This window comes from Paraburkholderia ultramafica (genome assembly GCF_902859915.1).
GTDB classification, from domain to species: Bacteria; Pseudomonadota; Gammaproteobacteria; order Burkholderiales; family Burkholderiaceae; genus Paraburkholderia; species Paraburkholderia ultramafica.
In genome coordinates this window covers 95145-108916 of the sequence record NZ_CADIKK010000016.1, presented here as the reverse complement: position 1 = coordinate 108916, position 13772 = coordinate 95145, and the positions used below count along the sequence as shown (strand labels likewise).

Annotated in this window: 11 protein-coding genes; 9 read left to right on the top strand and 2 right to left on the bottom strand. The window is 61.8% G+C overall.

Going from position 1 to position 13772, the window contains the following annotated elements; translation table 11 throughout:
- Positions 1-417 precede the first annotated feature (417 nt).
- Both HV744_RS18315 and HV744_RS18310 read left to right on the top strand, forming a co-directional pair.
- Positions 418-735 (top strand): hypothetical protein, encoded by a 318-nt coding sequence (locus tag HV744_RS18315; protein ID WP_175150869.1) that lies wholly within the window; start codon positions 418-420, stop codon positions 733-735.
- A gap of 90 nt (positions 736-825) precedes the next feature.
- Positions 826-1533, top strand: a complete 708-nt coding sequence (locus tag HV744_RS18310; protein WP_217469137.1) for a peptidoglycan-binding domain-containing protein — start codon at positions 826-828, stop codon at positions 1531-1533.
- A gap of 278 nt (positions 1534-1811) precedes the next feature.
- On the opposite strand, the gene HV744_RS18305 is transcribed toward HV744_RS18310, so the two are convergent.
- Positions 1812-3257, bottom strand: coding sequence for an IS1182 family transposase (locus HV744_RS18305; protein ID WP_175150868.1), 1446 nt, complete (start codon positions 3255-3257; stop codon positions 1812-1814).
- Between the two features lie 423 nt (positions 3258-3680).
- Here HV744_RS18305 and HV744_RS18300 point away from each other — a divergent pair, with 423 nt between their 5' ends.
- Positions 3681-6443 carry a UPF0182 family membrane protein gene (locus HV744_RS18300; protein WP_175150867.1) on the top strand — a complete coding sequence of 921 codons (2763 nt, stop codon included), beginning with the start codon at positions 3681-3683 and terminating at the stop codon, positions 6441-6443.
- A 123-nt stretch (positions 6444-6566) separates the two neighbouring features.
- On the opposite strand, the gene HV744_RS18295 is transcribed toward HV744_RS18300, so the two are convergent.
- Positions 6567-7343 (bottom strand): maleate cis-trans isomerase family protein, encoded by a 777-nt coding sequence (locus HV744_RS18295; protein ID WP_175150866.1) that lies wholly within the window; start codon positions 7341-7343, stop codon positions 6567-6569.
- A gap of 318 nt (positions 7344-7661) precedes the next feature.
- Between HV744_RS18295 and HV744_RS18290 the strand changes: the two genes are divergently transcribed.
- Genes HV744_RS18290 through HV744_RS18265 form a run of 6 tightly spaced genes read left to right on the top strand, consistent with a single transcriptional unit; the run spans position 7662 to position 13717 of the window.
- The gene (locus HV744_RS18290) at positions 7662-8864 is read left to right on the top strand and encodes a branched-chain amino acid ABC transporter substrate-binding protein (RefSeq protein WP_175150865.1); all 1203 of its coding nucleotides are present in this window, start codon (positions 7662-7664) and stop codon (positions 8862-8864) included.
- A 26-nt stretch (positions 8865-8890) separates the two neighbouring features.
- A complete protein-coding gene (locus HV744_RS18285) occupies positions 8891-9790 on the top strand; it encodes a branched-chain amino acid ABC transporter permease (protein ID WP_149669379.1) in 900 nt (299 codons plus the stop codon).
- Between the two features lie 3 nt (positions 9791-9793).
- On the top strand, positions 9794-11602 hold the full coding sequence (locus HV744_RS18280; protein WP_175150864.1) for a branched-chain amino acid ABC transporter ATP-binding protein/permease: 1809 nt from the start codon (positions 9794-9796) through the stop codon (positions 11600-11602).
- Positions 11590-12321, top strand: a complete 732-nt coding sequence (locus HV744_RS18275; protein ID WP_175150863.1) for an ABC transporter ATP-binding protein — start codon at positions 11590-11592, stop codon at positions 12319-12321. The genes HV744_RS18280 and HV744_RS18275 overlap by 13 nt, the downstream gene beginning before the upstream one ends.
- A gap of 57 nt (positions 12322-12378) precedes the next feature.
- Positions 12379-12852: a ferritin-like domain-containing protein gene (locus tag HV744_RS18270; protein ID WP_175150862.1), complete on the top strand. Its 474-nt coding sequence runs from the start codon at positions 12379-12381 to the stop codon at positions 12850-12852.
- A gap of 19 nt (positions 12853-12871) precedes the next feature.
- On the top strand, positions 12872-13717 hold the full coding sequence (locus HV744_RS18265; RefSeq protein ID WP_175150861.1) for an urea carboxylase-associated family protein: 846 nt from the start codon (positions 12872-12874) through the stop codon (positions 13715-13717).
- The last annotated feature ends 55 nt before the right edge of the window (positions 13718-13772 follow it).

The window sequence follows — 13772 nt, the reverse complement described above, 5'->3', positions numbered from 1 at the left end:
TTGACCATCGTCGATCCGGCTGCATCCGGCAGAAGTCGACCCCAAAGGGACATTAAAATTTCCCTCAAACAGTCGTTCAGAATGCACGGGAAGGCTCATCCTGTAAGTGCTGCGTATGGTGCAGGTGGCACTTCGACCAACGGGCGAGTGCGGTCGGTGAGACGGCATCCACGAACACCTCGCCAAAAGCTTTCATTGCGCTTCCGTCGGATGCGAGTACTGACATAGCACGTAAAGGTAGACGCCCTCAGTCTCGCTCGCGCAGCACAACGTTAAGTTTCCTCCTACCCAGACTCGAATTGCGCTTCAAAATGACACAACCGGGCTTAACCTACTATAAAGAATCAAAAACCGGATTTAGACTGCTTATACTGCAAGCGTCGCCAACGCCTAACTTAACGAAGGACGGGGGGAGCTGTGATTGATCCGATCAAAGACGAAGTCGACGTGATTTCGGACGATTTCCAGAATTCCACTGGGATCAAGGTTTCGAATAATACGCGCAACCTGATTGCCGAGACAATTAGCTCAATCATCGAGGACCCTCATCCGGCGTGGCAGCTAGCGGGTGGACAGAGGGAGGTGTTCGCCCAAGCATATATCAAAGCTCTGCCTCTTTATCTCTATGGCATCTGGAAAGAAGGCCCAATTGGCGGTCCAATCACCTCATTTCAGTTCTTGCACTGGCTGTCAAATAACCTAGACGCCGGCCTTTGTGTTATCAGGAAACCGTAGAAGCAGTTGGCGATTATGCCCCCGCCACCTACAGATGATGCCCCGAGCGGGTGGTTCGTCTTAAATGACTTCACGAAGACGATAGTTACTTTGTCCAGCGCGCTGTTTGCGCTTTCAGTGACATTCTCGGCGAACCTCTTAGGCAAGACCACCGCAGAGTACCAGATCATACTTCTCGTGACTTCGTGGGTCGGGCTTGCTTCGTCTATTGCTTTCGGGGTTGCCTCTCAGGGATTCTTGATCAACTACCTGAGAGAAGGGAGAAATGGCGCCGCCGCAGTGGCGTGCGCGAACCTTTCCTTCATTCTCGCTGCGAGTTCGGTTCTCTTGTTCCTTGCCTTTGGACTGGCAACATTTAACGAAGCTCGAAACTCATCTTCTGATGTGCTTTCCGTGCTTCCGAAAGCGCGGGACGCCGCGGGTCAGGTATCAGGGATCCCCACGGTTCAGGTGAAGGCGGAATCTGCGACGTTCCAGGAGAAGGAAAAAACGATCGAATACCTATTTTCGACCGGCGCGGGCGGCGACAAGTATCGGGTCACGTGGGACGCATCGACTGGAAAAGCCATCCGAATCGTTAAAGAGACGCCTGTGCTAGCAGCTCCAAATCTGGGTATCCCCGGTGTGCAAAGTCGACTGTTGCAGCTTGGTTACTCAGTGGGTCCGATTGATGGAATCATTGGTGCAAAGACCACTGCGGCCATCGGGCGTTTTCAGCGCGATCGGGGCCTGTCGGTCACACGGACGATAGATGATGCCACGACCAATGCTTTGACTTCGACGACACATACTCCGTGAGGCGATATCGCGAGCCACTTTGACGGATGTTTTCGCGCCGGAAATTGAAGCTGAAACATTTAAAGGTAGGCCTCGGCTGAGTGAGGATCCAGTACGTGGGCCACGACTAGATTGTCGACAATTCGCCCCAAAATGTCGAATGTCTCAAACTGGCCGAGAGTGTGTGGAAACACCATTTTTTTCCGCTGAGCGCGAGATCACCGGTCAGGTCGATAGAGTTTAATACGTCGAGCTTGCGCTAGTCGAACATCGCGGGCGCAAGAAAGCCCCTCTGGGCTTTAGCTTCCGGTCACCTTCATGGCCTTCATCATCTCGGCAACCCCAAGTATGTTCATGACCCGCTTGAGGTTGTAGGCCAATACCTGAAGGCTCATCTCCGTACTCACTCGGCCAAGCGTCCTGGTCAGGAAGTGTGCAGGACCCATCCAGTGCTTGAGCGTACCGAAGACATGCTCGACCGTACTTCGGCGGATGGTCATCGCATCGGGCTTCCGGTCAAGCCGGCGCTGCATGGCTTCCAGTGTATTTTCGTGCTCCCATCGTCGGATGCGGCGATAGTCGCTGGGCGAACATCGCTCCTTCAGATGGCAACGCGGGCAGGCGCTGGGCCAGTACACCCGCAGAGTCATTTCGTTCTCAACGGTGTTGAATTGATGAATGGCACGCTCGCCAGAAGGGCATCGATACACATCGCTGTTTGACTCGTACACAAAGTCGGCCTTCGTGAAGAGACCTTTCTTCCTTGATGCGGAAGTGAGTGGCTTGGGAACGTACGCTCTGATCTTGTTCAGATCGCATGTCCGTATCTCGGGGCCGCTGAAGTAACCCCGGTCAGCCACAACCTTCAGCTTCGGCTTGCCCATCGCGCTCTTCGCTGACAGTGCCATTCCGCTAAGTTGCCCGTGATCGTTTCCGACGTTCGTCACCTCGTGTGCGACGATCAGGTGATGCTTCGCATCCACGGCGGCCTGAACGTTGTAGCCCACTATGCCGGAGCCTCTTCCGCTTGTTGCCATGGACCGTGCGTCTGGATCCGTCATCGACAGTTGTTTGTCCGGTTGTTTTTCTAGCTGCTTCTTGACCCGTGCAAGCTCACGCATCTGCTGGCGCAAGCGGGCGATCTTCTCGTACAGGCGCACGGTCTTCACATCGAAACCTGTTGGACTGGTCCGGTCTGCGGTCTCAATCAGGTCGAGATATCGCTGAACGCTTTCCTCAATCTGTTGCTGACGCTTGTCGATCTTGCCGGCAGTGTAGTTCCTGTCGCGACTGTTTGATGCCTTGAACTTGCTACCATCGATTGCCACCATGTCACTGGATAGCAGCTTTAGCCCGCGACACAGTTCGACGAAACGCCGGCACACATTGCGAATGGCTGCGCCAGTGTCGCGGCGAAAGTCGGCGATCGTCTTGAAGTCCGGAGCCAGACGTCCCGTTAGCCACATCAGCTCGACGTTGCGCTGACATTCACGCTCAAGACGCCGGCTCGAAGGTATCCGGTTCAGGTATCCGTAGATATAGATCTTCAGCATCACACCCGGATGGTAGGACGGGCGACCCGTGATCGCCGGCGTGCTGCCGTCGAAACCGAGTTCCGCAAGGTCCAGTTCGTCGACAAAGACATCGATGACTCTCACCGGATTGTCCTGTCCAATGTAGTCATCGACGCATTCGGGAAGTAGTGCGACCTGCTTAGGGTCATCGCCTTCAACGAATCGCTTCATGAGTCACCCGGCCCAGTGCGTTGATTCAGTTTAGGCGATCAATGCGTTTTCACACACTCTCGACCCGTTGCTGCCGGTCACCATCGTGCAACCCTTGCGGCGCGTTTCGGAGCACGGCGGCCAGTCGGGGGGAATTCGCCGGCGAGTTCCCGGCCTTGGCGGTCATGCGCGGTCCGTTGCACCCTGCCCTGAACGAGTGGCCGTTTACGCGCGGTGCCGACGTCAATAGCCACACCGAACTACAATCATTCAACCGGCCTGAACCCGCTCCATCCGAACTCGCATCGCGCAGGTCATGGGGCGGCAATGCGCGGACTATCCGGCTGCGTTGACAGGCCGTTCGGCCGCGCTCCCGGCAGATCGGCGGTGCGCGATTGATCCGATCGCAGCAAGGCATGGGCGATGGCCAGCATAGGAGAGACTATGCAGTCGGGAGTGAAGTCCGGCGTGCGCCTGAGACGTTATGCGATCATGGCGATGGCCATCATCGCCGGCCTGATTGTTGTCGGACGCATCACCGGCATCGTGGTCGACTGGCTGTGGTTCTCTTCGATCGGCTACGGCGGCGTTTTCTGGACCCTCCTCTCCACGAAAGCGCTACTGTTTGCCATCGTGTTCGCAGCCTCGGCGGGGCTGATATGGCTGTCCGGAATCCTCGCGCATCGTTACGCGAGGCGCGTCGATATCTCGTGGCCGAGAGCAGCCGACCCGTCGGCCACAACGGTAGTCGCTGGCGATCTGGTCGAACTGGTCGCGCCTCGCATTCCCTGGCGCTCCAGTATTGCCTGCGCTGCAATCGTCTTCGGCCTCGTTATCGCCGCCAGCGAAATCTCAAGCTGGGACCTCGCGCTTCGCTTCGTTTATCAGGTGCCGGTTGGCGAGCGCGATCCGATCTTTGGCAGAGACGTCGGCTTTTATCTCTTCTCCCTGCCCGTGTATGTCGCGGTCAAGAACTGGCTGCTGCGGCTCCTCTTCTGCAGCGCGATCGTCACGGTTGCCGTCTACGGGTTGCGCGGCGACATCGCGCTGGAGCAGCCGCCACGGACGCTCTCGCGCGCCGCGATCACGCACGGTTCGGCACTGCTCGGCGGGTTCTTCGCGGTGTTGGCCTGGTCGTGGTGGCTCGACCGCTTTCTGCTGCTCTATGGCGACAACGGCGTCGTGGTCGGCGCCAGCTATACCAGTGTCCACGTCGAACTGCCGGTCCTGTGGATGCTCGTCGGCCTTGCCGCGGCCTCATCCGTCGCCCTTTGGATCAACATGCGCCAGCGCAGCTACCGGCTGCCTGTCGCCGTCGCGCTGCTCGTCTTCGGCAGTGCGTTGGTGTTCGCCGTGATCTATCCGCCGCTGTTTCAGCGCTTCTATGTCAAACCGAGCGAGCTGAAACTGGAAACACCTTATATCCAGCACAATATCGCGCTGACGCGACAGGCTTACGGCCTCGCACAGATTGCGGTCAAACCGTTCAACGCCGAGCCCGGACTGACGCTCGACTCGCTGCAGGCCAATCGGGCCACCATCGACAACATCCGGCTATGGGATGGGCAACCGTTGATGGATACCTACGCACAGTTGCAGGAGATCAGGACTTACTACAAATTTCTCTCGGTGGACATCGACCGCTATCAACTCGACGCCGGGTACAGGCAGGTGATGCTGTCGGCGCGCGAACTGGAACCGGCGCTGCTGCCGCCCAACGCCCAAACCTGGGTGAACCTGCACCTTATCTTCACGCACGGCATCGGCGTCGTGATGTCGCCGGTCACCGAGAAATCCGCTGAAGGCTTACCCTTCTTCTATCTGCGGGATATTCCGCCGGTCGCCAATGGCGGCCCAACCATTCGCGAACCGCGTCTTTATTTCGGCGAAGGCCGCCACGACTACGTGATCGTGAAGGGCAACGTCGCCGAATTCGACTATCCGAAAGGAGCGGACAATGCATACACCACATACAGCGGGAGCGACGGCGTCGCCATCGGCGGTGCGGCGCGACGCAGTCTGTTCGCCTGGCAGTTCGACGATCCCAACATCCTGCTGAGCGGCTATATCACCGACCAGAGCCGCATCCTGCTTCACCGCAACATTCAGGATCGCGTTCGGACGATCGCGCCGTTCCTGAGGCTCGACCATGACCCCTATGTCGTCGCAAGCAATGGGCGCCTGTTCTGGATCCAGGACACCTACACCGTCAGCCAGTGGTTTCCTTACTCCCCGCCGGGTTTCGGCGACGGTGCCAATTACATCCGCAACGCGGTCAAGGTGGTGGTCGACGCGTATGACGGCACGGTCGATTTCTACGTCAGCGATCCCGCCGATCCGCTCCTGCGGACCTACGAGCGCATCTTCCCGGGTCTGTTCAAGCCTTTGGACGCGATGCCGCCGGAGCTTCGGCGGCATATCCGCTACCCCGAAGATCTGTTCCTGATCCAGGCGCAGCTCTACCGCGCCTATCACATGGATCAGCCGGAGGTCTTCTACAACCGCGAGGATCTGTGGCAGTTTCCCCGGGAGCTGGTCGGCATGGATGGAGAGAGCACCGCCAGCACGATGCCGCCGTACTACACGATCATGCGGCTCCCCGGCGACGCACGCGCCGAGTTCATCCTCATGTTGCCGATGGTGCCGAGCCAGCGGGAGAACATGATTGCGTGGCTCGCGGCGCGTTGCGATCCATCCGGGTACGGCAAGCTCATCGTCTTTACGTTTCCGAAGGACAGGCTGGTCTTTGGGCCGTTTCAGATCGAAGCGCGCATTCAGCAGAATACCGGGATCTCACAGCAGATCTCGCTGTGGAACCAGATGGGCTCACGCGTGATTCGCGGTCATCTCGTGGTCGTGCCGATCGAGAACTCGATCCTCTATGTTTCTCCGCTCTATTTGCGCGCGGCGTCCGGTCAATTGCCGGAGTTAAAGCGCGTGATCGCCGCCTATGGCGAGCGCGTGGTGATGGAGGAGAGCCTGGGCGAAGCGCTGGCGGCGCTTTTCAAGGAAACCGCGCAAGCGGCGTCGCCAGCCCGGGGCACAACGAACGCGCCGGACGCACGCGCACGCGAGGCACTTGCCCACTATGACCGCGCCATCGAGCGGCTGAAGGCGGGAGACTGGAGCGGCTTCGGCGCAGAACTGGACGCCCTGCGGCCGTTACTCGAAGGGCTTGGCGCCGGCCGTTCCGACGACCGGAAGTGACCGGCGTGAGACTTGAAAGGTGTCCCACGATACCGCGCCCCTGATCCGTTTCCGCAATCAGGACCTGCGTGGGATTCACCGTGGCGTGGCGTGTCGCGTCGCGTCGCGTTTCAAACTACAACGTCATAGCGCAAACAGCCGCCCAAGATGAGGCTCGCCATCTCGCACGCCGGCGAGCCGCAACGCGTGCCAGGCCATCGCGTAGTTGCTCGATATCACCGGCTTGCCGATCGCCGCCTCGAGCTCCGGAATCAAGCCGGCGATGCGCAAGCTCGTGCACGATACGAAAATCGCATCCACGTCATCATTGCGCGCAAGTCGCTCAACGCCCGTTCGCAACGACGCCGCATCGATCCGCGCCACCTCGTTATCGTTCGCATGCTCGAACGACGCCATGCGCGTAATGCCGTGGCCGCGCGACTCGATATAGTCGCGCATGTAATCGTTGATCGAACGCACGTAGGGCGTAAGCAATGCGGTGCGCTCGACGCCGAGTGCGCGAAGCGCCGCCAGCGCCGCGGTGATCGGCGTCGTGGTCGCGGCATCCGGGCGCGCTTCGCGAATCCGCGCGAACACCTTCTCCTCCCCGATCACCATCGACGCGGACGTGCAGCCGAACGCCACCACGTCGATACGCTCGGCCGGACGGATCAGCGCGACCGCCGGTGCAATGCGGTCCTCCATTTCCGCCAGCCGTTCGGGCGTGATATCCGCCGAGTTGTACACGCGGCTTTCATAGAACGCCACGCCGTCCTGCTTCAGCAAGCCCCGCCACTCATGCTCGATCGTATGATCGGTGGCGAGCACCACGAGGCCGATCGCGGCGCGGCGGCAGATGCCGTCGTCCAGCGTGAAATCGAGCCTCGCATACGCGTCATCCTGTTGTGCAATTGCCCTCATTTCAGCGTCATCCTGTCGTATCGCGTTCGGGTTCGCGGGTGCCGGCCGTCACTGCCTTTTTAAAGGTAGAGGATTGCCGGCGCCTTTGTGTAACCGTTTATACGCAAATACCCTATACCGTCACAACGCACACCGCCTCCTATCATGAAAGGAGCGCTTTCGTGCCAGCACTCCGGTGAAACCAGCAGTCACGCCGTCGACCTGGCTGGCGGACATGAATCCCGTGCAATCGCCCCTTTCCGTCCGTAGGTTTCTTATGTCACCCGTATAGCCGAGTGGCGGATCGTCCGATCCCTTTCACAATAAGGAGTCACTAACATGATTGCTCAGAAGAATGACTGGCCCGGTGCAGATCGGGGCTTGCGGCAAACGGCCGTCACGGCCATCGCGGCTGCTCTCGCCATGCTCGTCGGCATGGCGCCCGGTTCGGCGCTAAGCCAGGGCGCCACCATCAAGATCGGCGTGCCCGTCCCGCTGTCGGGCAGCAGTGCCAATGCCGGCACGGACATCGTCAATGGCGCGAAGCTCGCCGCCGCCAGAATCAACGCGGCCGGAGGCGTGCTCGGCAAGCAGATCGAGCTGGTGCCCGAGGATGACGCCTGCGATGCGCAGACAGCCGTGCAGGCGGCCCAGAAACTCGTCGATGCGAGCGTAGTCGCGGTAGCGGGCGGCTATTGCTCCAGCGCGGCGCTGCCGGAATCGACCACCTTTCATCGCGCCGGGATTCCCTATGTGCTGGATGCGTCGACCAATCCGCAACTGACCGAGATGGGGTACGACAACGTGTTCCGCACGATCGGCCGTGACGACCAGCAGGGTCCATTCGCGGCAAACTTCATGAAAGACGTGCTGCACGCGAAGCGCGTGGCGGTGATCGACGACAACACGACCTATTCCAAAGGCCTCGCGCAGAACACCGTGGAAGCCCTGAAGAAGAACGGCGTCGAGGTCGTTTACGCGAATTCGATCACGCCCGGTCAGATGGACTACTCGCCGACACTGACGCGGGTTGGCTCGCTGAAACCCGACGTGATCTACTACACCGGCTATTTCTCCGAAGCCGGCCTGATGGTCAAGGAGGCGCGGCAACTGGGTCTGAAAATGACCTTCATGGGTGGCGACGCCACCAACGATCCCACGCTGATGAAGACGGCCGGTCCCGCCGCCGACGGCATGATCATCACGACGGCCCCCCTCGCGCAGTTCCTGAGCGGCGCGCACGCCTACGTCGATGACTATACGAAGGCTTACGGGCAAGGGCCGGGACCGTACTCGGTCTATGAATACGATGCGGTCGGAGTCACGGCGAAAGCCATCGCGGACGCCAAATCGGCACAGCCCGCCGCGATCACCGCTGCTCTGCACAAGATCTCGAACTACCCAGGAGCTACTGGAACGATCGCCTTCAATCCGAAGGGGGACCGCAGTAAAGCGGTGTACATCACCATCATCGTGCACAACGACAACTTCGAGCCCTATCAGCGGCAGGATGCGAGCGGACACTGGGCAGCGATGAAGTAAGCGGAATTGCGCGCGCCGCCCCCGTCATGAGCGACTTCTTCCAGTTCGTTATCGAAGGGCTGACGACCGGCTCGTTCTATGCGCTCGTCGCCCTCGGCTACACGATGGTCTACGGAATCATCCGGCTGATCAACTTCGCTCATGGCGACCTGTTCATGGTCGGCGCGTTCATCGGCTGGACCGGCCTGATGGTGCTGGCGTCCGCGCATCTGCCGCTCGCCCTGGCGCTGCTGATCGCCCTGGTCGCCGCGATGACGGTCACCGGCGCGCTGGGTCTGCTGATCGAGCGGCTCGCGTATCAGCCGTTGCTGCGCGCGCCGCGGCTGTCGATTCTGATCACGGCGCTAGGCGTCTCGCTGGCGCTGCAAAACGGGGTGCTGCTGATCTACGGGGCGGGCTTTCGCACCTATCCGCATGTGCTAAGCCAGGCGGGATTCGAACTCCACGGCGTGCAGATCACCTTCGCGCAGATCGGCATAATCGTGGCGAGCCTGGCGCTGATGCTGGCGCTGTATTTCTTCGTACACCACACTTTTCTTGGCACCGCGATGCGCGCGCTGGCGATCGATCAGGACGCCGCGCGCCTGATGGGCATCGACGTCGAGCGCCTGATCCAGCTGACCTTCCTGCTGGGTTCGGTACTGGCCGCCGTGGCGGGCGTCATGGAGGGGCTTTACTACACGCAGATCAATTTCTTCATGGGCTTCGTGCTGGGCCTGCGCGCGTTCACCGCCGCCGTGCTCGGCGGCATCGGCAACATTCCGGGCGCGATGGCGGGCGGCATTCTGATCGGCCTGCTCGAAGCGTTCGGCGCGGGCTATGTGTCGTCGCAATGGACCGACGTGTTCGTGTTCGGCGTGCTGATCGCCGTGCTCGTGATCAAGCCGACCGGGCTGTTCGGCGAACGCGTCGTCGAGAGAATGTAATCCATGAGCGCCACTCAGGCTTCCGCGCGTTGGGCGAGACCTGCCGGCGGCGCGCTGCTCGCCGCCGCCGTGGCGCTGCCCGCGCTCGCCAGCAACTATGTCGTCGATGTCGGCCTGACCATCGTCACCTATTCGATCCTGGGCCTCGGGCTGAACATCGTGGTCGGCTATGCCGGACTGCTCGATCTGGGCTATGCGGCCTTCTTCGCGATCGGCGCGTATTCGACCGCATTGCTGGAAACCTTGCTGCACCTCTCGTTCTGGGAAACGCTGCCGTTCAGCCTCGCGTTCGCCGGGGTGTCGGGCATCGTCATCGGCTACCCCACGCTGCGCCTGCGCAGCGACTATCTGGCGATCGTCACGCTGGGGTTCGGCGAAATCACGCGTATCGTCGCCACCAATCTCGACATCACCGGCGGCCCGAACGGCATCTTCGGCATCGCCAGCCCTAGCCTGTTCGGTTTCGAGATCAGTTCGCCGCCGGCGCTCTACGAACTGGGCATGGCGTTCCTCGTGCTGGTGCTCGGGTTCGCCATCCGGCTCGGCCAGTCGCGCCTCGGCCGCGCCTGGACCAGCATCCGCGAGGACGAGGCCGCCGCCGAGGCCGTCGGCGTGCCGACGCTGCGCGTCAAGCTGCTCGCCTATGTGATGGGCGCGCTGATCGGCGGGCTCGCGGGCAGCCTGTTCGCCGCCCGCTTCGGCACCATCGATCCGACTGGCTTCACCTATCTGCAGTCCGTCACGATCCTGATCGTCGTCGTGCTCGGCGGCCGGGGCAGCATTCCCGGCGTGATCCTCGGCGCCGTCATCGTCGCCGGCCTGCCGGAGATGCTGCGTTTTCTGAACCTCTGGCGCATCTTCGCTTTCGCGATCGGGCTCGTGATCCTGATGCTGCTGAGGCCGCAGGGATTGTGGCCGGCGCCGTTGCGCCGCGTCGCGCCGCCGCGCAAGGGCGCCGACGCCGATCGGGCCCCGGTGCCCAGCCACGCCGTCACCGACGAAATCCTGCTGGAAGTGCGCGACATGCAGCGCCGCTTCGGCGGCGTGCTGGCAGTCGGCGGGGTGAGCTTCACGGTGCGCAGCGGCGAGATCGTGAGCCTGATCGGTCCGAACGGCGCCGGCAAGACCACCGTGTTCAACTGCCTGACGGGCGTGATCCGCCCGACCGGCGGCCAGATCATCTGGTGCGGGGAACGGCTGGCCGGCGGCGCACCTCATCGCATCGTCCATCAAGGCATGGCGCGCACCTTCCAGGGCATCCGCCTGTTCGGCCAGATGACGGCCTTCGAAAACGTGCTGACCGGCATGGATCATCGGCTTCGGACAACGCTCGCCGCCGAGCTTCTGGCGTTGCCGTCCGCGCGCGCCGAGGCGGCGGATCATTCGACCGAGGGCCTGCGCTGGCTCGCCTTCGTCGGTCTGGCGGGCCGCGCTGGCGAGCGCGCCGCCGATCTGCCCTACGGCGACCAGCGCAGGCTGGAGATCGCCCGCGCGCTCGCCAGCAGCCCTCGCCTGCTGTTGCTCGACGAGCCGGCAGCGGGCATGAACCCGACCGAGAAACGCGCGCTGATGGAACTGATCCGGCGAATCCGCGATCATGGCGTGACGGTGCTGCTGATCGAGCACGACATGATGCTCGTGATGGGCGTGTCGGACCGGATCATCGTGATGGATCACGGCGTCGTCATCGCCGAAGGAGAGCCCGCTGCGATCCGGGCGGACCCGCGCGTGATCGATGCCTATCTCGGCACAGCTGAAAAGGACGAAGCCAGCGACGATACTGGCGGGGAGAAATCGCTGTGGGACTCCTAGAAATCCGCGACTTGCGTGTGAGCTATGGGAATGTCGAAGTGCTGCACGGCGTCTCGCTGGACGTCGCACAGGGCGAGATCGTCGCGTTGCTCGGCAGCAACGGCGCGGGAAAGACGACCACGCTGCGGGCGATTTCCGGATTGATCCGGCCGCGGACGGGCGATATCGCGATGGATGGCCAGCGCCTCACGGGACTGCGCGCCCATCAGATCGTGGCGCTGGGTCTGGGTCATGTGCCGGAGGGACGGCGCATTTTCGGCGCGCTGACGGTGGAGGAAAATCTGCATCTCGGCGGCTATCTGATCCGGCGCGACAGTGCGGCGCTGCAGCAGCGACGGGATCAGCTCTACGCGACTTTCCCGCGGCTCGGCGAACGACGCAGTCAGTTGGCAGGCACGCTCAGCGGCGGCGAACAGCAGATGCTCGCGATTGCCCGCGCGCTGATGCTGCGCCCGCGTATCGTGGTGCTGGACGAACCCTCGATGGGGCTCGCGCCGAAGCTGGTCCGCGCGATCTTCGGCATGATCGCCGACATCTGCAGCCAAGGCACTTCGATTCTCCTCGTCGAGCAGAACGCCCGCCAGGCGCTGCGCATCGCTCATCGGGCCTACGTGCTGGAAAGCGGGCGCATTGCGCTCGCGGGGTCCGCACAGGAGCTGGCTCAGGATAGCCGGGTCCGCGCCGCCTATCTGGGCGGCAGTGCTGTCGCGGCGGAGTAACCCGCCCAAGGATTCAACGAGCTTGCTTGAAACGGGTACCACGCAAGGGAGGGCAACATGTCAGCGGTCGAAAAGGAAGAGGTCGTGCCAGTGCTGAACCGGATTCTCGAGTCGGAACTGGCTGGGGTCGTTCGCTATACTCATTATTCATTGCTGGTATTTGGATTTGGCCGCATCCCGATTGTGGCGTGGCTGCGGCAACAGGCCGACGAATCTCTCGTGCACGCGCAGCAGGCCGGCGAATGGATCACCACCCTGGGCGCCTACCCGTCTCTGGCGATCGGTCCGCTTCTCGACTCGCACGTCTTCGACATTGCGTCCATTCTGCGCGAATCGCTCGAAGCCGAGAAAGTCGCTCTTGACCTGTACCGGGAACTCCTTGCGCGAACGGAAGGTCGTTCGGTCGCGCTGGAAGAATACGCACGTCAGATGATCTACGCCGAAGAACTGCACGCCGGCGAGGTGGACAAGATGCTGCGCCGCCCCGGTGCGATGACGCCGCCGCCTGGGCGCGGCACGACGCCGGCCTGAATTCGCGGGAGAATCCATCATGCTGAATTACCCTGCCGCCTATCAGTCCACCAAAGGCTCCGCGCTCGACGTCGACAAGGCGTTCTATCAGCGCATCGCTTCACAGCACGACACCCGCACGCTGGTCGAAGCGATCGTCGTGCCGATCCGCTCGGGGCAAGCGTGGACCGTGCCGGCTGGCCACGTGTTTCGCATTGTCACGATCGAAGGCCCGCAGGTTGCCGACCTGAACCTGTGGAACCGGCACGACCCGCGCGAGCGCATGTGGGCATCGCGCACGCGCCAGTTGCAGCAGGCGCACGTGAGCACGTTCGACCGTCTGTGGTCGACGCTGCCGTTTCTGCGTCCGATGGTGACCATCACTGACGACAGTCTCGCAGACTACGGCGTCGACGAGCATGGCGGCCGTGTCCACGATCTGCTCGGCACGCGCTGCGACCCCTATGTGAACCGGATGCTGACCGGCGAGGACTTTCATTTCCACTGCCACTCCAACCTGACGCGCGCCATCGCCCCGTATGGATTGACTGAGTACGACGTCCACGACGTGCTCAACGTGTTCCAGTGCACCGGCCTGAATCTCGAAGACAAGTACTTCATGAAGGCGTGTCCGGCAAAGAAAGGCGATTACCTCGAATTCTTCGCGGAGATCGATTTGCTGTGCGCGCTGTCGACCTGTCCGGGCGGCGATCTGTCAGTGCCGATGTGGGGGCCCGACGCGCGCGATCCGCTGGAAGTGTGCCGGCCGCTTGGCATCGAGGTCTGGCAACTCGCGCCACAGTTGCTGGAGGGGTGGACGCCGCCGGCTGTGGCTGCCTACAAGGGGCAGCACGGAATGGTGCTGAATCAGCCGCAATGGAAGTGAGACTGCTGCCGGCCGGCGGGAATCGATTTTGGCGCAGCACAAAAGCCGGAGCCGC

Bases quoted from the DNA above. Each gene is read 5' to 3' on its own strand.
- HV744_RS18285 (WP_149669379.1), top strand. From the start codon at position 8,891: ATGAGCGACTTCTTCCAGTTCGTTATCGAAGGGCTGACGACCGGCTCG.
- HV744_RS18300 (WP_175150867.1), top strand. From the start codon at position 3,681: ATGCAGTCGGGAGTGAAGTCCGGCGTGCGCCTGAGACGTTATGCGATC.
- HV744_RS18290 (WP_175150865.1), top strand. From the start codon at position 7,662: ATGATTGCTCAGAAGAATGACTGGCCCGGTGCAGATCGGGGCTTGCGG.
- HV744_RS18270 (WP_175150862.1), top strand. From the start codon at position 12,379: ATGTCAGCGGTCGAAAAGGAAGAGGTCGTGCCAGTGCTGAACCGGATT.
- HV744_RS18280 (WP_175150864.1), top strand. From the start codon at position 9,794: ATGAGCGCCACTCAGGCTTCCGCGCGTTGGGCGAGACCTGCCGGCGGC.
- HV744_RS18295 (WP_175150866.1), bottom strand. From the start codon at position 7,343: ATGAGGGCAATTGCACAACAGGATGACGCGTATGCGAGGCTCGATTTC.
- HV744_RS18305 (WP_175150868.1), bottom strand. From the start codon at position 3,257: ATGAAGCGATTCGTTGAAGGCGATGACCCTAAGCAGGTCGCACTACTT.
- HV744_RS18265 (WP_175150861.1), top strand. From the start codon at position 12,872: ATGCTGAATTACCCTGCCGCCTATCAGTCCACCAAAGGCTCCGCGCTC.